Raw genomic sequence first — 17,474 nt, forward strand, 5'->3', positions numbered from 1 at the left:
TGTTGTAATGTGCACAGTATAACTTATTTATTTTCATTTTCAATTACGATGCGAAAGGAACTGAATACTTGTTGACTGACATAATCTTCTTCGCTAACTTTAAAAGGAAATGGAAAAGCGACGAGTTGAAAATTACTTTCCTGATTCACTGAAGGCAATGTGAAATTAAAGATTTGTCTCGTTTCAGGTGCAACCTTAGTATAAACGACTTTTCTATTGTTAAATATTTCAACTTGTTTCCAATCTTTAAAAGCCACGATTGCGTAAGTCATTTCATCTTTTGTTTCATTACCGTTTGATAGGGTTAATTGCTTGCCTTCCTTTTCAAAGAAGACAGTTTGTAAGTTCTCTTCACGGTTCGTAACAAATAATGGTTCGTAAAGACCATCTTTTAAAATAGCATCTGGATCTATAAGGGAGAGTTTTATTTTTTCGCTTTCTTTCTGAGGAGGATGCATTGAGTATCGCATACTTAGAATATCTTCTAAGATGGCTGCTTTATTTAAGTTATTATCTTTTAATTTGTATTCAGGTTTTTTAATTATTAAAAAGGTTAATTCACTTGCATTAGGAGAAATGTGTAAAGAGATTTTCGTAGTAATTGAACTGTTTGGTTTCATATCAAAAAAATAGTGTGATATTTCATTAGTAGTATCATCTATTTTAAAAAGTTTTTGTTCGTAATTTTCTAGAACAATTAATCCATATTTTCGGTTTTCGTTAATAGTATGTACGAATGATAATGATACATTAATTTTATTATCCTCACTAGTAATTGTACTACCGTTGTTAATATGTTGGCCTTGATTATCCTTTAATCCGTAAGAAATAGTATTGGTTTGTTGCTCTCTCTTATTTTCTTTAGAAGGTGTATGAGGTTGTATGATTGAAGTATTGAACAAAATATAAATTGTAAGTAATGAAATAAGTAAAACACCGTTAATAATATATATTTGTTTCATAAATAGCACCTCAATATATGTAAAGTATTAGAGAAAAAAGATATGCAAGATGCATATCTTTTTTCTCTTTCTTACCAGAAGGCTTTTGTTTCGTGATTCACATCATTATAACCACTTAATTTATAGGTATGATTACCGATAGCGTAATCATCTCCATAATAAACGCTTGTGTTGGTCGCTGTAGCACTGACAAAGGATGATTTTTTTGCACTATTACTTTTCGTATTTACTAATGAGCCATCGCCATTGAAAGTTCTTGCTTTTGCATAAACATAGTCTTCGGTCGTAGTTGATTTCGATTTCGCAACTGCATATGGGTTACCAAAAAAGGGAGTATATACGCTAATGTTAGAGTCATTCTTAGGTGCAGCTGCAACAGTCAAACTAGGAACACTAGATGTTTTTGTTGATTGAATTGTATCAAAGTCAACTAAAACGGGCTGCTTGTCTACAGTATCTACCTCTGAAGCACTTGCGTTATTAGTAAAACCAAAACCTAAAACCGCTAACCCTAAAGTTGTCACCGATAAAGATTTTTTCATATTCACTAATTTTCCCACCTTTTTAAATTTTTGAGTTCGAACTCAATTCATACAATATATGAAAATTTCGAAACTCTCAATGGTTTATCCCATACTTAACTTTTCTTTTACTTTCGATTCAACATGTCTTCATTTGCAAAAAAGCGAATATATCTTCTAATGCTTAGCCAGCAAGGGATACAGGTTTAACTTTATGAAATTCGTGTAAATTTAAATCTATTCATGTCATTATCTCTGTTATTTTTAAGTTCATCTGGGAAACTTATTAAAAAAAGGATGGTGACAAAAATGACAATCGATCGAATTTGTACAATTGGACCCGCAAGTAATAATAAAGAAACGTTAGCACAGTTAATAAAGAATGGTATGAAAATTGTTCGACTGAATTTATCGCATGGCACGCATGAAAGTCATAAAGACATCATTCGTTTAGTGAAATCATTAGATGACTCTATTAAATTTTTGGGTGATGTACAAGGTCCTAAAATAAGATTAGGTGAAGTGAAGGGAGAACAAATTACACTTCAGGCAGGAGATTCTTTTATTTTACATACAAAACCAGTCACAGGGAGTAATACAGGAGCAAGTGTTGATTATGAAGGAATTGCGAATGATGTGAAAGTAGACAGTAGAATTTTGATTAATGATGGAGAAGTTGAATTAATTGTTGAAAAGATAAGTACGGACAAAATAGAAACAAAGGTCAAAACAGGTGGCAATATCTCATCTCATAAAGGAGTTAATTTACCAGGTGCGACTGTTCGTTTACCAGCTATTACAGAGAAAGATAAAAAAGATATTCAGTTTCTTTTAGAAGAGGATGTTGATTTTATTGCGTGTTCTTTCGTACGAAAACCTAGTCATATAAAAGAAATACGAGATTTTATACAACAGTATAAAGAAACTTCTCCAAGTTTAATCGCTAAAATAGAAACGATGGAAGCAATCGAGAATTTTCAAGATATATGTAAAGAAGTAGATGGAATTATGATTGCAAGGGGCGATTTAGGAGTAGAGTTACCATATCAATGTATTCCCCTTTTACAGAAAATGATGATTCGTGAATGTAATCGAACGAATACATATGTTATTACAGCAACACAAATGCTTCAATCTATGGTAGATCATTCTATTCCAACAAGGGCTGAGGTGACTGATGTGTTTCAAGCTGTACTGGACGGGACGAATGCAGTTATGCTTTCAGCTGAAAGTGCATCAGGAGAACATCCAATCGAAAGTGTGAGAACATTACGTCTCGTTTCAGAATTTGCGGAGCATGTTAAAAAAGATGGACCTTTTGCGATGAAAGATGTACTGGAGTTACTGCATAAATCACTGAATGAGTGATGAATAAAAAAAGAGGGTGGATATGCATCCCCCTCGTGTTTACTCTTGTTCTTGTTCATCTAAAATCTTATCAAAAGCAGCAGATACTTTATCAAACTCTTCATCATTTTCAATGTATGAAAACTCATTATCTTCTTCTACTTTTAAAAAGAAAATATCAATGTCTTCCTCAGTTTCTGTTTGGATATCTTCAACAAAGGCAACTGCAATATACTCTGCGCCTTCGACATCCATCGCTCCAAGTACTTCTACTTCTTGCTCTTCGTTATTCTCATCACTAAGAGTAAACACTTCGCCAACTTCAATATCAGACATATTCATTCTCCTCCTGTTCGACTCTAAAAATAGAGCACTCAAACTGTATACATACTAACATATCTTTCCATGAAAAACCAAATTCATACGTAAGAAAACAACTGATTCTTCTTTAGTATGAGTATACAGCTATTAGGAGCATTATTTGTCTGTGCTATATTACTTAATCCATTCAACAATTGTATCCATAGTCTGTCTTGTTTTATCACGCTTTGGCTCTTCTTTACGGTAACCAAAGGCAACCATAACTGATACTTCAAGATTATCGCCTTGTATAATGCCTTCTTGACGAAGTAAAGAATCTACTTCCTCTTTATCAAATCCTTCTATTGGACAAGAATCAATACCGATTTGAGCTGCGCTTGTCATCATATTACCTAAAGCAATATAAGTTTGTTTAGATGCCCAATCAAATACAGCACGATCGGATTGTAATAAGTTAAAATCTGATTCCTGGAACTTTTTGAAGAATTCATATCTAATTTTTTGAGTGTCTTCAGGTAATCCAATAATATCGTTCATCATATATTTAATATACTCTGCATCATAGTGCATATCTTTAATGTTTCTTGAAAGAACAATGACGAAGTGGCTTGCTGTTGCAAGTTGCCCACCAGCGCCCCATGAATACGGTTGTAGTTTTTCTCTTAATTCTTTATTTTGTACGACAATAAATTTCCAAGGCTCATATCCAAAAGAAGAAGGGGATAGTCTTCCTGTTTCTAAAATGAATTTGAAGTCCTCTTCTGAAATTTTGTGCATAGGATCGAACTCTTTACATGCATGTCTGAAATGAAAAGCCTCCTTAATCTTTTCTTTTGTAATTTGGTTTGTATTTGTCATAAAAGTTCCTCTTTTCATGGATTTATTTTTGTAAGTAAATTATATTTTTAAAGTAACGTAGATACAAGTACGCACATTTATGTGGTATAGTATCAAAAAAGATACTAATGTTAAGGGAAGGGATTTATTATGGATTGTTCGAATGAAAATAATATAAATTACCCATTTTTAAATAAATATTCTTGTCCAGTTGAAGCTATGGTTGAGGTGATTGGAGGGAAATGGAAAGGGGTAATTTTGTATCATTTATTAGATGGTACAAAGCGATTTAATGAATTAAAAAGATTAAAACCTAATATCACACAAAGAATGTTAACACTTCAGCTGAGAGAACTTGAAGCAGATGGCATCATACATCGTGAAGTATACCGTGAAGTGCCGCCAAAAGTAGAATATTCGTTAACTGAGCTTGGTGAATCACTTCGTCCAATGATTCTATTAATGATGGAATGGGCAACTCATAATATGGAGAAGGTTTTGGAGAGTAGGAATACGAAAAATAATGATTAAGAGTTGAAATCGGTATAGACGAGATATGTGAAATAGTTGTAGAAATAAAAGGTGTTTCCATACGTGAAAACACCTTTTATTTCTATATTTTTACTTTTTAACTTCAACTGCTGAAGTTGGAAAGTTATTTAAGTTTGCAATTTGACCATACCAATCAGCATGTTTAAAAACAACACCTTTTCCATATCCTTCAGTTGAAGTACGTTCCCATAGCGTTGTTGAATAGCTAGCAGTAGGGGATGCTGTACGTACAGAAACAATTTGATTTTGCCAACTAGCAGACAAGTTTTTATAACCGCTACTTACAGAAAGATACTCGCTACCTTGATTTGTGCGTTTATAGAAGTCTGTACTACCAGGTCCGCTTCCTCCAACACCAAGGGGAGTGATTGAATTATTCAACCTTTGTTTATCTTTTTCAATAAAAGACTCTAAACTTTCTTTGCTCGAAAATCCATAAGATAACCAGTCTCCATTTTGATTTTGTTTCGGTAGAACTAACGTTATTTTTACGTCTTCCTTTAATGGAGCACTCAATTTGTTAAACGAATCAACAGTTTTTTCATCTACAGTTACATATTCGAAAGAGGAAATCGTATAATCTTTTTCGGTACTAGCTGATACTAATCCCACTCCTCCAGTTAACGACGAAACAGTTAATAATGCACCTGCTACCAACTTTTTCAGCATGGATTCATCTCCTTAAAACTTAGATTTTTTACATAACTAAAATGTATGTTAATTCGAATGTATTATAAATATTTAGAAATTTATAAAAATTTATAAAAATTAAACAGAATATTCTTTTATTAGTCTTGAGTAAGGAAAGTAATTAAAAATGAAAAAAAGGTTTACTTAAAAAGTAAATCCTTTTTGCCGACCTATCTCAAAACTCTATGGATTAAAGTTTCATTTTATCCATCTATGAATCATACACTTCTTTTGCATTCATAGAAGCGGCATCTAATAAAAGGAAAATGGCTGCTATAATATGTAGAAGGATTTCTATATAAGGAAAGAAGGCAACTAGAGTAACGATAATACCTATATAATGAGCGTACGTATTCATGCCTGCTTTTTTAGCTAATAAAATAGTAGTGATATGTAAAGCAATCAATAGTAGTAAAGGTAATCCATCTAGGTTAACAAGACTTGGAAATAAATAATAACAAGGAATTAATAAAAGATGATAGATTCCTGTGATCCACTTTAGTGCTTGTATGTAAGTTTTCAAAGTAAACCCTCCTAAAACAATCCATATCTATATATTACCAAAAATAATAGGTGATTGGATATTAAATACTTGTGGTTTTTAGTTGAATATAATTTTTTTATGTTAACTAATTGTTTCGTGATCTATAAAATAGAAAAACCACCCAAACGAGGGTGGTTCGTATTATAAATAACTACTTAAAGAAGAAAGGGGAACCTTCACCTCACTACCTTCTTTCATATTCCGCAGCATAACGGTTTCTGTACTAAGTTCTTCTTCCCCAATAATAAGCACATAAGGGATATTCTCTTTATTGGCATAATTAAGGGCACGTTTTAATTTGCGTCCTGCTAGTTCAAGTTCAACTTTTAAGGAAGTGGTAGAACGTAATTGCTGGGCAATTTGTAAGCATTGTAATTCTGTTCCGAGTGGGATGATAAATAGATCCGCTGTAGATGATATTGTTTCTTTCTGCGAAAGTGCTGTATAAATAACGTCTAAACCGAATGAGATACCGACTGTTGGATAGTTCATATTATCACCACGGAATGCTCCGATAATGTTATCGTAACGGCCGCCACTACCTATGCTAGATGTAATTGAGCCATCTTTTAGGAAGATTTCATATACAGTCCCTGTATACATTGTGAGTCCTCTTGCTAAAAACGGATTGAATATAGCATTTTCATTTATTCCAAGAGCGATTAAATATTGCTGTAATTGTTGCAATTCGTTTACTCCATCGGCAACGAGTTGGTTATTGAAAGCTTCTTTAAAGTCGGCAATTGAAAGCTTTAGACAAGATAAAACGGTATTACATATTGTATCAGCCATTTCTTCAGAAATGCCGCGCTCTAATACATCTTTTCGTACACCATCAATCCCAATCTTTTCGATTTTGTCTAATGATAAAATGACGTCACTTGTTAACTCAGTAGGGATGTTAATGGACTGGAGAATACCGTTTAATAATTTTCGGTTATTATATTGAATCGTGACTTCTAAGTTTAACGTTCGGAATAGTTCAAACGCCATGCTCATGAGTTCCGCTTCTGCCATGACTGATTCTACACCGACTATATCAACGTCGCATTGTATAAATTCACGGAATCTTCCTTGTTTAATGGGGCCATCTCGAAATACTTTCCCAATTTCATAACGTTTAAAAGGAAGGCGGATGTTCGTATTCATTGCCACAACTTTTGCGAATGGGATGGTTAAATCGTAGCGTAAGGCAAGGTCACGTTTTCCTTGATCCTTTAGTGTATATATTTCTTTTAAAATTTCATCGCCACCGCCGTACTTGTAAGACATAAGCTCATACATATTTAACGTTGGTGTTTCTAACGGTTTACAGCCATAACGTTCAAACGTATCTTCACAGGCTCTTTTAATTTTATTTCGCAATACTTGTTCCTCTGGTAAATAGTCTTTCGTTCCTTTTACATTTTTCATTTCCATCATAATCACTCCTTTTTAAATTAAAAAAAGCTATGCAGGTATAAAAATACCCACATAGCTTTATGAACGCTTCGTGGGTCAACAGGAAAAGCCCTGTACCCACGAAGAAAAATTTTTCTTCGGATACACGGCGTTACGTATGATGATGAAGTTGGAAAGAAGTATTAACATTTCGCATGACAAATCTCTCCTTAACATAAGTTTTTCCAAATTATATCAGATGATTTTTGAATTATCAATATTTTTAGTTTTGAAAAATACGTGAAGTTATGTAGGAGAAATGGAAAAGGGTGTATAATAAAAGGAAATTTAATGATATGAAATAAATTTTTAAGGAGAACGTCATGAAAAAAGATAAAACAAATGCGATGCGTATATTAGATAAAGAAAAAATTGAATATTCGATGATGTCATATAATCCAGACGATGGGAAAATTGATGGCGTATCAGTAGCAGAGAAAATTGGACGAGAAGTGAGAGAAGTATATAAAACGTTAATTGCTCAAGGAAATAGTAAAAATTATCATGTGTTTATTATTCCGGTAGATGAGGAACTAAATTTAAAAGCTGCCGCAAAAGCGGTCAGTGAAAAGAAGGTTGAAATGATTCCTGTAAAAGATATTACGAAAGTGTCAGGATACATTCGCGGCGGTTGCTCACCAGTCGGAATGAAGAAGTTATTTTCTACATGTATCGATGAAAGTGCCCAATCACTTGATAAGATGATAGTAAGCGGCGGGAAAATCGGTATACAAATTGAGCTGAAAGTTGATGACTTGGCGAAAGTGACGAGAGCGCAGTTTGGTGAGGTAACGAAGTAAATATATATAGAAAAAGAAGTTTTAATTTAGATAATGATTTATCCCGCTATTTGTAGGAATTTGACTGCCAAAAAATAGCGGGATAAAGAAATATTCTGCAAGATAAGCTTTTTATTAATCATTATTTTAATTCAACATAACAAATATTAGTTTGAAACTTTGATTATGTAATAGAAGAAGCCCTTTTATTTTTGGAAAAGATTGATCAAAATACGCCTTTAATTGAATTATTGTTTTATATAAAGTCTAATTTGCATTAGCGGTTTATAAAATAGTCTTGAACAATCTTGGAAAATTCTGTTGCGGCTGGAGTTAGTTCTTTTGCTGATTTCTTAACCAATCCAATCTCTCTGAAGATTTTGGGATTCAGCGGTAGACTACGTATATCTTTTAGTTCTTTGGATAAGGCTAGGTCAGGCATAATTGTAATTCCTAGCTTTCCGGCAACCATTGCAAGCACTGTTTGGTTATCTTTAATATCGTATGAAATGTTTGGTTTTATCTTTGCTTCACGAAATTTTTCTTCTATCAGTGTTTCACAGCCGGATCGCAACATAATAAAGTTTTCTCCAATAAAGTCTTCTAAATTGATAATAGAATTATTTTCGAAATGATGACCTTCATATATCACAGCGGATAAGGGATCATTTAACAGAGGAATAAATTTAACACTTTTGACTGGTAATGCTGCAAAACCAAAATCTACGGTTCCTTCTTCTACCCATTTTATGATTTCATCGTAACCTCCTTCATAAAGCCTTATCTCTATGTTAGGGAATTTTTCTTTATAGATAGAAAATAAAGATGGTATAAATCTAGCAGTAAAGCTGGGAAAACTCCCAATTGAAAGTTTTCCCATTTCCATCCCATTCACAGCTGCAACCTTTTGCTCAATATGTGCCATATTTTCAACAATTGCACGTATATGGGGGATAATATACTCACCTGCAGTGGTTAAAGATACTCCATTTCGTCCACGTTTTAATAAGTTCACACCAAGTTCTGTCTCTAGCGCTGTTATATTATGACTGACTCCTGATTGAGTAAGTCCTATTTGGTCTCCTGCTCTTGTAAAACTTCCATTCTCTACAACTTTTAAAAAGACTTCTAACTGAAAAAAATTCAATATTTTTCATCTCCTTCTTCTTTTTATTATACATGAGAAAGTCGAATGCAATAAATGAAAAACATTCATTTTACTTATGTGATAATCAAGAATACAATGAATTCAGCTTCAGAAAAATAGAATGATGGGGGAATCGATACAATGATGAAACAAAAATATAACAAGATACTATCGCCATATAATCTTGCCAATGGAACTACTCTTAAAAACAGAGTTGTAGTTGCACCTATGACAACTTACTCCGGTCAAGAAGACGGGCGTGTTTCCGACGAAGAGCTTGCCTACTATAGAAGAAGAGCAGAAGGTCCAGGGATGTTTATTACAGCTGCAGCTACGATTTCACCTGTAGCTACAAGCTTTCCTAGACAAATGAAAGTGTATGAAGAGAAGAGTATCAGTGGTCTTACAAATCTAGCAACTTCAATTAAAGAAAAAGGGGCAAGAGCGATTTTACAGCTTCATCATGGCGGTAGTGAATCTCTTCCAGGGTATACAGGCGGAGAACAAATGGTTAGTCCAAGCGGTATTGTAGCAAGCATTTATAAAGAAGCTGGAGAAGAATATACCCCCCGTGAGTTAAGTGAAGATGAAATTGTATCTACGATTCAAGACTTTGGAAGAGCAACCTATTTAGCTATCAAAGCGGGATTTGATGGTGTAGAAATTCATGGTGCGAATGGATATTTAATTCAACAATTTTTCTCTGCTTATTCTAATCACCGTAGCGACCATTGGGGAGGTTCATTAGAGAAAAGAATGAATTTCCCACTTGCTGTTATAGAAGAAGTAAAACGTGTACGTGATCACTATGCTAGCAAGCAATTTATTATAGGCTATCGATTTTCACCTGAAGAGCAGGAGGAATCGGGTATAAAGATGGATGATACAGTAGCATTTGTAAATAGGTTGGCTGACCAAGAGCTTTCCTATCTACATCTTTCTGTAAAGAATGTGTGGTCTCTTCCGCGGAGCGGTTCAAATCGAACATTAACACGGACAGAAATCTTTCGAGATGTCATTGCTGGCAGAACTAGTTTTATTTCACTAGGATCCATTCATACACCTGATGAAGCGCTAGATGTATTGGAGAAAGATGTACCTCTATTTGCATTAGGTAGAGAGATATTAATGGAACCAGATTGGGTGAAAAAAGTAGAGGAAGGCAGAGAAGAGAATATTGTGAACATCCTGCCTCGAGATAGCAGAAGTAAATTAGAAATCCCTAATCAAATGTGGGCTAACATAATCACACGAGATGGTATGCCAGAAAAACGATAATCATATCTTACAAATATGTGCAGATATAAGGAGATTCATCATGAACAAAAAAGCATTAACACAACTAGCTCTAGCTATGTCCATATTTGGTTCTGTTGGCTTCTTTTCTCGTCTCACAGGACTTTTCTCAATTGAACTCGTTTTTGTTCGTTTAGTATGTGCTGCTATATTTTTGTTTACGGTTTGGCTTATAAAAGGGGATTTTAAGAACGAGATATGGAACCACAAAGAATTGCTGTTCATCATCCCTTGAATGAGATGGAATTACATATAGTGTGGTTGCTACATTTTTTTATGTGGCAACCACGTTTTTTTTGAAAAGCATTACAAAGACGAGTGTATATGCGACAACTTTTCTGTAAATGCCCATAGGTGTCTTGTTACTAGTCTCATATGTTAATTTTTCATTATGATATTTATAAAGATTTACAACAAGTAACATGTCCAGTACTAGCAATCGCCAGGAAAGCCACTTCATCCAAAGTTGGAAGAAATAATTGTGAATTGGATGGAAGCACATTTTATCCCGGGCAGTAAGGTTTTTACATCAAAATTAGGTGAGGAAGTTGGGAAAGAAAGAAACTGCTTGTAAAAGATTGGTTGTTGAGTGGGAATCTAGTTTAGTATATAAAAATTTTTAATAAAAAAATCTGTTAAGAAATAGGTTTTTTATCTAATTTTCATTTAAAAACGAACATTTTAAGATGTTTTATCGGAAATGTTCACTTTTTTCTTGCGCATATACTAGTAGTTTGTTATATTATCCATATAATAATTTTGAATAACATCACTCGTATATACTCGGTAATATGGTCCGAGCGTTTCTACCTAGTTCCCAATGAAAGAACTGGACTACGGGTTAAAGTATTCGGTCGCCCTGTGTAATGTGCGCTACCGTTCTATAATGTAGCATTGGTCTCATCTTTTGCTTCATTAACTTTGACTACCGTAGTTCTAGAAAGTAGAGAATCTTCTACAATTTCTAGAACTTTTTTTGTTTGGACCAAAAGCATCGAGTATAGAAAACAACAAGAGAAAGAGGAGAGATTATTTATGAAGAAGAATACGTTGAAAAAATGTGCTGCGCTAGTAACTACTGTTGCATTGTCATTCTCGATACTTGCGGGATGTGATGCGAGTCCGAAACAAGTTGAGGCAAAAAGCAATCAAAAACCAATCTTAATTCAAGGGCCAATGCCGATAGAAGCAGAAAAGTTTGCGAAAAGGCTAAAAAATGTGAAAGAAGAAAAGTCTGGAACTTTTGTATTTTATAAAGGAACTGTCGACAATTATCCTGTAATCGTTGCGAAAACAGGTAAAGGAATGGAGAATACAGCAGCCGCTACAGCAGTGGCTATTGAAAAATATAAGCCTATAGCGATTATTAACCAAGGGACATCAGGTGGACATGATCCTAATTTAAACGTATTTGATATTGTTTTAGGGAAAAAAGTCGCGAATATAGGTTCATTAAAAACAACAAGTATGGATGAGAATCAAGGGATTGAACCGACAAAATGGATTTCAATGGACTTAATGGCTTCTGAAGGAAGTGCAGGAGAAGATCCAAATGCTGAGAAAATCCGATACTACGAAGGAGATAAGGATTTACTTGCAGCAGCTAATGCGGTAAAAGATAAATATACAAAAGGTAAAGTGGTTGAAGGGACTATAGGTTCAGCAGATCTTTGGAATAATGAAGTTGATAGAATTAAGTGGTTCCATACAAAATACGGTACATCTGTAGAAGAAATGGAAGGAGCTGCAGCAGCTCAAATCGCGAAAGCTTATGATGTCCCATTTTTAGGAATTCGAGTATTATCTAATAATAAAACAAACGGCGGGAAATATAACCCAAATACAGCAGCGGCAAATCAAGAATATGTATATGAAGTAGTTAAAAAATATATAGATTCAATGCAAAGTAAATAGTAGTAGTTCTGTCCCGGCATAAACGTCAAGTAACTGTAAATGTTTTCGAGACGGATAAACTTGTCTTAGGAATGGTAGTTGAAAAAGAAAAGCTTGTTTCTTATAAAAAATATAAGAAACAAGCTTTTTTATTTAAAGTAAATTGGATAATTCAACTATAACATCAATGTGTATCATTGAATATCATAATAATATAATGGAGGTGATGTTATATGGCTCTTACTACAGGACCAATTGAAAACGTAGGAAATCAACCTGCTAATGCAAATAGAGTTAGGGTGAAGATCCTTAACCGTACTGCGGGCCCGCTTACTGGAGTAGCTAGAGTTTTTAGACTTAACGGTTCAATAGTATTAATTGAACAGGTAAACTTCAATGTGAATTCTAATGCTTCAACTTTTGCAACTCTAAGTTTAGTTCATCCTGCTTTTGGACAAGCATTTGAATATGAAGTTCAAATTGTTCCTAATCAACCTGGTGGACTATATAGTGTTTATGGACTAACAGCTGACAGTGTTATCATTACTGCACAACGTGTTGTGAACTCAGAATTGACACAGTTTCTTTAATTAAAATAGATTGGTGCCTATATGGTATCCAATCTATTTTTGTACGTATTATTCAGAGAAAGAAAGGTTTTACACAAAAATAAAGACAGTTATGGAAAAAGGAAAAGTCGAGCTATCATCTTGATTTTTATTATTTCTGTCCTAAACTCTACCTTTTTTGTTGCATGTTTTTCTTTGAATGCTTTTTATTCAAACTGTTTTTTTAGTATTTATCAAATATGCATTATTGCATAAATAAATTTAAATTTATAAGTTAATATTAAACTACTTTTTAGTTATAAAGAATATTTTAATAATCTTTATAAGAGAAGGATATTTCTTGTGAAAAGTAAAATTGTTTGGAAAGTAGATAAACAAAAAGTTTGGAAATGATATAAACTCAATAGAGTTTTGTATTAAATAAAAAGAAAAGGGTGGGTATGGGTTTCTAAAAGTTTTGGAGGGAGAAAGCATTTTTTAGTTAGTAGCTTCAAATTATATTTTAAAGGGGAATGGGTATATGAAGTTTCGAAAGACAAAGATTGCTATGATTACACTATCTTCATTTTTTATTTTAGGTTCTGCATCTCTATCATTCACAGATATCATACACGGTGAAGTAGCTCCTGCATCAGCACAAGAGATTATTGTAAAAAATTATGACGATACATATTATAATAACGCAATAGGAAAAACGGGGTTAGAATTAAAGAAGGAACTGCATAATATTATTGATAATCATACAAAGCTATCATACAGTGCGGTTTGGGAAGCGCTAAGAGATACTGATGAAGATCCAAATAATAAAAATAATGTGATACTCTTATATACTGGTCGTTCGCAAGGGAAACTTACGAATGGATCAGGAGTAAATAACTGGAACCGAGAGCATGTTTGGGCAAAATCTCACGGTGACTTTGGAACGACTGCAGGACCTGGAACAGATCTACATCATCTAAGAGCGACGGATGTATCTGTAAATAGTTCACGTGGAAATTTAGATTTTGATAATGGTGGTGTTAATCATTCTGAAGCGACAGAATGTAAATATGATAGTGATTCTTGGGAACCTCGTGATAGTGTAAAAGGAGATATTGCTAGAATGCTGTTTTATATGGCTGTTCGTTACGAGGGGGACAACGGCGAAATAGATTTAGAACTAAATGAAAAAGTGAATAACAATAAAGATCCATACATGGGGAAACTATCTGTTCTATTAAAATGGAATGAACAAGACCCGGTCGATGATTTAGAGCGAAAGCGTAATGAAGTGATTTTTACAAAATATCAACATAACCGCAATCCTTTTATTGATCATCCTGAATGGGTAAATAAAATTTGGAACTAAGATTTTTAAAGGTATTATATTTTGATAAGAAGGGATTGATTATTATGATCAATCCCTTCATATATCTATACTAGAATAAATGATTTTTATAGGATTGGAGAGGAAAATAGAATAGATATTTTTATGGAACGATAGTACTTATTTATCAAGTTAAGTATATTATGAGTCTTTTAGTACGGTCCCCACTCAATATTCACCCCAATAATAAGAAAAACAAGTCCAATGATAAACCAAATGAATGCAAGTGGAGCCATGAATCGAATCCATTTTCCGTAAGAAATGCCGCTTGCTGCGAGAACGCCCATTAAAACACCGGAAGTTGGATTTAAGCAGTTTACTACACCTTCTCCAAGCATAACAGCTTGTACTGTAACTTGGCGTGTAATGTGCATGAAATCAGCTAATGGAGCTAATATCGGAATGAAAATAACCGATTCTCCTGTCCCGGATGAAATGAGGAAATGTAATGCGGCACTACTCACATACATGCCGATAACACCAAATACAGGGCTTTGTCCTTCGAGAGCTTGTGCGAGTTGGTTAACAATTGTATCAAGCAATTTTCCTTGTTCTAAAATGACTGAAATACAACGAGCCATTCCGACGATTAAAGCACCGTATATGAGATTTTGGCAACCTGCTAGAAAAGTAGAAGCGATATCGTTTGCTTTCATACCACCTATTATTCCCGCTGTAATTGCTATGAAAATAAAAGTAGCAGTCATTTCTGCGTCCGTCCAATGTAGACGAAAAGCGCCTATTAAAAATGCAATTAACGATAAAGCTGAAACGAGTAAAATTAATTTATGACGTATCGTCCAAGGGACTTCTTTTTTCTCTGTTTCTTTTTCGCTTGAAAGAGCGTTACTTGGAAACCAGTTGTCGCCAAGGATGCTTCCTTTATTTGATTTTTTCAAGCGTTTTACATACCAATTTATATAGAGGATAGTGGCAAGTAAAAAAGATATATAGATTGCGGTGCGTAAACCAATCCCGGAAAACATCGGAAGTTCTGCGATCTTTTGTGAAATACCTAAAGGTGAGGGAGATAAAATAGTAGCATTAAAACCAGCATAAGTACCTAAATAAATAATTGCTACACCGACGATAGCGTCCCATTTTAACGTGCGTGCAACGATGATACCGATGGGGATAAAACCGATAACTGAGTTAACGATAATACCAGTCGTTCCAAGAATAGAAAAGAGCGCAGCAACTATACAAATGAAAAGTAATTGCTGATTCCGAAATTTGTTAATAACATGATAGATTAAACCGTCAAGAGCACCTGTTTTTTCAAGAATTGCAATAGCTCCACCTGTAAATAAAATTAGAAAGATAATAGGGGCAGCAAGTGTCATTCCTTTTTCAATAGCGGTAAAAAAAGAAACAAAGCCTACGGGTGATTGCGGAACAGAATGATAGCTACCTGGTATTGTTGTTGTAACGGTCCCGTTTGTAACCCTTTTAAATTCTCCGGCAGGAACGAAATAAGTAGCGATGGCGCAAAGTAAGGCAATAAAAAATAATAGTACGTACGCATCAGGCATTTTAAACTTTGATTTACTAGGTTGTTTTTTTGCCTCAGTTTGTATTTGCATAAAATTCCTCCTTCTTCACTTTGTTAATTTTTAATATTCTGAATTTAATCTGTGAAATAGATTATAATAAAGGTGGCTTCTTAAGGCAATAGTTTTTGTATCCTTTCCCGTACATACAAATTATTGCAATATTAGACAGGGAAACGAAAATAAGCCAAGAATATGTTAAATAGAAAGAAAAAGGAAAAGAGGGAACAAGATGTGGAAAACTACAGATCTATGTGATGAATTTGAAAAGGAATTACAAATATGTCGCCAGTCTTTTCGGTCTTTTGGGAAGAAAGAACAATTCCACGGGAAAATTGCAACTGTAAAAGTGAAAGATGATAATGTACTAGTGAAGGAAGGATTGCAAACACTCCCAGAAGGAACAGTATTAGTTGTTGATGGCGGAGCGTCTACGAATTGTGCGTTACTTGGTGATAATTTGGCAGCTATTGCGGAAGAAAGAAAGCTAGCAGGAATTATTGTGAATGGATATGTTCGTGATTCTAGTGAACTAAAGAATATTAATATTGGTATTTTAGCGTTAGGGACGATGCCAAATAGAAGTGTGAAAGAAGGAAAGGGAGAACGAAATATTTCACTGCACTTTGGACAAGTGGAATGGAATCCAAATGAATATGTCTATGCGGATGAAGATGGCGTCATTATTAGTGAAAAGAGTTTACATAGTTAAGAGTTAATAAGTTATTATTCTTAGAAAATAAATCCGATAAAGCATGGACAAAATTCTTTGTCAATAGTAAAATAATACAGAAATTTAAAATTTACAGAATGTATAGGTTTATCGTTTTACGATAACTTAAATGGAAGTAAGTTGTGCCAAGAAAAGTGAATGTTATCACAATGATACGTTCATAAACAAAATTATTTTTCCTATACAAATATAGCCGCGAATAATGCGGGTAGGAGGTGTTGTACATTTTTGTTCGACACTTACAAAAAGAGAGTGTCAATCGCACGCCCTTGAAGGGCCTTTTTTTGTGTAAATGGTAGTAAGGGAGGAAATTTTGGGATGGCAATGTTGAAAAAATGGCTGCTTACGTCGTTAATGGCAGTGACACTTGTATTTGTTTCTTTTGCGAATACAGTACATATTACGTTTGCTGAAGAAAATACAGCAAAACTTGCAATTATTGGGGAATCACAAAAAGGCATTATGTTATGTCCGAAAGAAGAGCAAATTAAAGATGGGGAAACAGCTTTAAGTTTGCTGCAAAAGGTCATGGGGGACAAAGTAGAATCTGAAACGATGTCGTTTGGAACATATGTAAAAGGAATCGATGGTTTAATGGCCGGGGCTACAAGTGCTTGGCTGTATGATGTAAATGATAAGTCTGCAGAAGTCGGAGCAGATAGTTATAAATTAAAATCTGGAGATGTTGTTGTCTTTCGCTTTGTTTCAGACTGGAGCAATATGAGCCAGGAAACATTGAAAGAAACGTTAGATAAGTTCGGAACTTGTAAAACAGAAGAACCAAAACCAGAAGGCGAAAATGGTAAACCGACAGTCGAGCCAAAACCAGAAGGTGAAAATGGTAAAAAAACAGAACAACCAAAGCAAGAGAACATTCAAGTTCCAAGTGCACAATTAAATGAAGCCATTTCTAAAACATCAGACAAG

19 protein-coding genes, 1 pseudogene and 1 riboswitch are annotated in these 17,474 nt (G+C 34.2%); of the genes and pseudogenes, 11 read left to right on the forward strand and 9 right to left on the reverse strand.

What is annotated here, in order from left to right:
- Positions 1-23: 23 nt before the first annotated feature.
- Complete coding sequence (locus MR170_RS18455) at positions 24-962, reverse strand: hypothetical protein (RefSeq protein ID WP_242308886.1); 939 nt, start codon at positions 960-962, stop codon at positions 24-26.
- 71 nt (positions 963-1,033) lie between these two features.
- Positions 1,034-1,510 (reverse strand): hypothetical protein, encoded by a 477-nt coding sequence (locus MR170_RS18460; RefSeq protein WP_001056356.1) that lies wholly within the window; start codon positions 1,508-1,510, stop codon positions 1,034-1,036.
- 282 nt (positions 1,511-1,792) lie between these two features.
- On the opposite strand from MR170_RS18460, the gene MR170_RS18465 reads away from it, so the two are divergent.
- A complete protein-coding gene (locus tag MR170_RS18465; RefSeq protein ID WP_242308888.1) occupies positions 1,793-2,851 on the forward strand; it encodes a pyruvate kinase in 1,059 nt (352 codons plus the stop codon).
- Positions 2,852-2,890: 39 nt separating this feature from the next.
- On the opposite strand, the gene MR170_RS18470 is transcribed toward MR170_RS18465, so the two are convergent.
- Both MR170_RS18470 and MR170_RS18475 read right to left on the reverse strand, forming a co-directional pair.
- Entirely contained in the window at positions 2,891-3,172 is a 282-nt protein-coding gene (locus tag MR170_RS18470) for a DUF1292 domain-containing protein (RefSeq protein WP_025118598.1), read from the reverse strand.
- 153 nt (positions 3,173-3,325) lie between these two features.
- Positions 3,326-4,009, reverse strand: a complete 684-nt coding sequence (locus MR170_RS18475) for an NAD(P)H-dependent oxidoreductase (protein ID WP_242308889.1) — start codon at positions 4,007-4,009, stop codon at positions 3,326-3,328.
- 129 nt (positions 4,010-4,138) lie between these two features.
- Between MR170_RS18475 and MR170_RS18480 the strand changes: the two genes are divergently transcribed.
- The gene (locus MR170_RS18480; RefSeq protein WP_242308891.1) at positions 4,139-4,519 is read left to right on the forward strand and encodes a winged helix-turn-helix transcriptional regulator; all 381 of its coding nucleotides are present in this window, start codon (positions 4,139-4,141) and stop codon (positions 4,517-4,519) included.
- Between the two features lie 90 nt (positions 4,520-4,609).
- Here MR170_RS18480 and MR170_RS18485 read toward each other — a convergent pair whose 3' ends face one another.
- From MR170_RS18485 to MR170_RS18495, 3 genes are all read right to left on the reverse strand, one after another.
- A complete protein-coding gene (locus tag MR170_RS18485) occupies positions 4,610-5,209 on the reverse strand; it encodes a hypothetical protein (protein WP_242308892.1) in 600 nt (199 codons plus the stop codon).
- 232 nt (positions 5,210-5,441) lie between these two features.
- On the reverse strand, positions 5,442-5,753 hold the full coding sequence (locus MR170_RS18490; protein ID WP_242308893.1) for a hypothetical protein: 312 nt from the start codon (positions 5,751-5,753) through the stop codon (positions 5,442-5,444).
- Positions 5,754-5,915: 162 nt separating this feature from the next.
- Positions 5,916-7,193 carry a histidine--tRNA ligase gene (locus MR170_RS18495; RefSeq protein WP_242308894.1) on the reverse strand — a complete coding sequence of 426 codons (1,278 nt, stop codon included), beginning with the start codon at positions 7,191-7,193 and terminating at the stop codon, positions 5,916-5,918.
- 344 nt (positions 7,194-7,537) lie between these two features.
- Between MR170_RS18495 and ybaK the strand changes: the two genes are divergently transcribed.
- Positions 7,538-8,014, forward strand: a complete 477-nt coding sequence (gene ybaK / locus MR170_RS18500; RefSeq protein WP_242308895.1) for a Cys-tRNA(Pro) deacylase — start codon at positions 7,538-7,540, stop codon at positions 8,012-8,014.
- A gap of 256 nt (positions 8,015-8,270) precedes the next feature.
- Here ybaK and MR170_RS18505 read toward each other — a convergent pair whose 3' ends face one another.
- On the reverse strand, positions 8,271-9,140 hold the full coding sequence (locus MR170_RS18505) for a LysR family transcriptional regulator (protein WP_242308896.1): 870 nt from the start codon (positions 9,138-9,140) through the stop codon (positions 8,271-8,273).
- A gap of 141 nt (positions 9,141-9,281) precedes the next feature.
- Here MR170_RS18505 and MR170_RS18510 point away from each other — a divergent pair, with 141 nt between their 5' ends.
- The 6 genes and pseudogenes from MR170_RS18510 to MR170_RS18535 all read left to right on the forward strand — a co-directional run bounded on the left by MR170_RS18510 (position 9,282) and on the right by MR170_RS18535 (position 14,246).
- Positions 9,282-10,418, forward strand: coding sequence for an NADH-dependent flavin oxidoreductase (locus tag MR170_RS18510; RefSeq protein WP_082044881.1), 1,137 nt, complete (start codon positions 9,282-9,284; stop codon positions 10,416-10,418).
- Between the two features lie 40 nt (positions 10,419-10,458).
- Complete coding sequence (locus MR170_RS18515) at positions 10,459-10,671, forward strand: hypothetical protein (protein WP_016080920.1); 213 nt, start codon at positions 10,459-10,461, stop codon at positions 10,669-10,671.
- A gap of 149 nt (positions 10,672-10,820) precedes the next feature.
- Positions 10,821-11,010: pseudogene (locus tag MR170_RS18520) on the forward strand (hypothetical protein); the annotation flags it as partial.
- Between the two features lie 179 nt (positions 11,011-11,189).
- A riboswitch (purine riboswitch) is annotated at positions 11,190-11,293 on the forward strand.
- Between the two features lie 178 nt (positions 11,294-11,471).
- A complete protein-coding gene (locus tag MR170_RS18525) occupies positions 11,472-12,350 on the forward strand; it encodes a 5'-methylthioadenosine/S-adenosylhomocysteine nucleosidase (protein ID WP_242308897.1) in 879 nt (292 codons plus the stop codon).
- Positions 12,351-12,562: 212 nt separating this feature from the next.
- A complete protein-coding gene (locus tag MR170_RS18530) occupies positions 12,563-12,919 on the forward strand; it encodes an ATPase (protein ID WP_098137783.1) in 357 nt (118 codons plus the stop codon).
- A gap of 499 nt (positions 12,920-13,418) precedes the next feature.
- Positions 13,419-14,246 (forward strand): endonuclease I family protein, encoded by an 828-nt coding sequence (locus MR170_RS18535; protein WP_242308898.1) that lies wholly within the window; start codon positions 13,419-13,421, stop codon positions 14,244-14,246.
- A 170-nt stretch (positions 14,247-14,416) separates the two neighbouring features.
- Here MR170_RS18535 and MR170_RS18540 read toward each other — a convergent pair whose 3' ends face one another.
- A complete protein-coding gene (locus MR170_RS18540) occupies positions 14,417-15,847 on the reverse strand; it encodes a YfcC family protein (protein WP_098137779.1) in 1,431 nt (476 codons plus the stop codon).
- A 199-nt stretch (positions 15,848-16,046) separates the two neighbouring features.
- On the opposite strand from MR170_RS18540, the gene rraA reads away from it, so the two are divergent.
- Together rraA and MR170_RS18550 are read left to right on the forward strand one after the other, a co-directional pair.
- Positions 16,047-16,526, forward strand: a complete 480-nt coding sequence (gene rraA / locus MR170_RS18545) for a ribonuclease E activity regulator RraA (RefSeq protein WP_029442832.1) — start codon at positions 16,047-16,049, stop codon at positions 16,524-16,526.
- Between the two features lie 339 nt (positions 16,527-16,865).
- Positions 16,866-17,474, forward strand: a 609-nt coding sequence (locus tag MR170_RS18550) for a DUF4430 domain-containing protein (protein WP_242308899.1), incomplete at its 3' end; no start/stop codon positions are given.

The organism is Bacillus cereus group sp. BfR-BA-01524, assembly GCF_022662595.1.
GTDB classification, from domain to species: Bacteria; Bacillota; Bacilli; order Bacillales; family Bacillaceae_G; genus Bacillus_A; species Bacillus_A thuringiensis_S.

Bases quoted from the DNA above. Each gene is read 5' to 3' on its own strand.
- MR170_RS18455 (WP_242308886.1), bottom strand. From the start codon at position 962: ATGAAACAAATATATATTATTAACGGTGTTTTACTTATTTCATTACTT.
- MR170_RS18465 (WP_242308888.1), top strand. From the start codon at position 1,793: ATGACAATCGATCGAATTTGTACAATTGGACCCGCAAGTAATAATAAA.
- MR170_RS18470 (WP_025118598.1), bottom strand. From the start codon at position 3,172: ATGAATATGTCTGATATTGAAGTTGGCGAAGTGTTTACTCTTAGTGAT.
- MR170_RS18475 (WP_242308889.1), bottom strand. From the start codon at position 4,009: ATGACAAATACAAACCAAATTACAAAAGAAAAGATTAAGGAGGCTTTT.
- MR170_RS18480 (WP_242308891.1), top strand. From the start codon at position 4,139: ATGGATTGTTCGAATGAAAATAATATAAATTACCCATTTTTAAATAAA.
- MR170_RS18485 (WP_242308892.1), bottom strand. From the start codon at position 5,209: ATGCTGAAAAAGTTGGTAGCAGGTGCATTATTAACTGTTTCGTCGTTA.
- MR170_RS18495 (WP_242308894.1), bottom strand. From the start codon at position 7,193: ATGGAAATGAAAAATGTAAAAGGAACGAAAGACTATTTACCAGAGGAA.
- ybaK (WP_242308895.1), top strand. From the start codon at position 7,538: ATGAAAAAAGATAAAACAAATGCGATGCGTATATTAGATAAAGAAAAA.
- MR170_RS18510 (WP_082044881.1), top strand. From the start codon at position 9,282: ATGATGAAACAAAAATATAACAAGATACTATCGCCATATAATCTTGCC.
- MR170_RS18515 (WP_016080920.1), top strand. From the start codon at position 10,459: ATGAACAAAAAAGCATTAACACAACTAGCTCTAGCTATGTCCATATTT.
- MR170_RS18525 (WP_242308897.1), top strand. From the start codon at position 11,472: ATGAAGAAGAATACGTTGAAAAAATGTGCTGCGCTAGTAACTACTGTT.
- MR170_RS18530 (WP_098137783.1), top strand. From the start codon at position 12,563: ATGGCTCTTACTACAGGACCAATTGAAAACGTAGGAAATCAACCTGCT.
- MR170_RS18535 (WP_242308898.1), top strand. From the start codon at position 13,419: ATGAAGTTTCGAAAGACAAAGATTGCTATGATTACACTATCTTCATTT.
- MR170_RS18540 (WP_098137779.1), bottom strand. From the start codon at position 15,847: ATGCAAATACAAACTGAGGCAAAAAAACAACCTAGTAAATCAAAGTTT.
- rraA (WP_029442832.1), top strand. From the start codon at position 16,047: ATGTGGAAAACTACAGATCTATGTGATGAATTTGAAAAGGAATTACAA.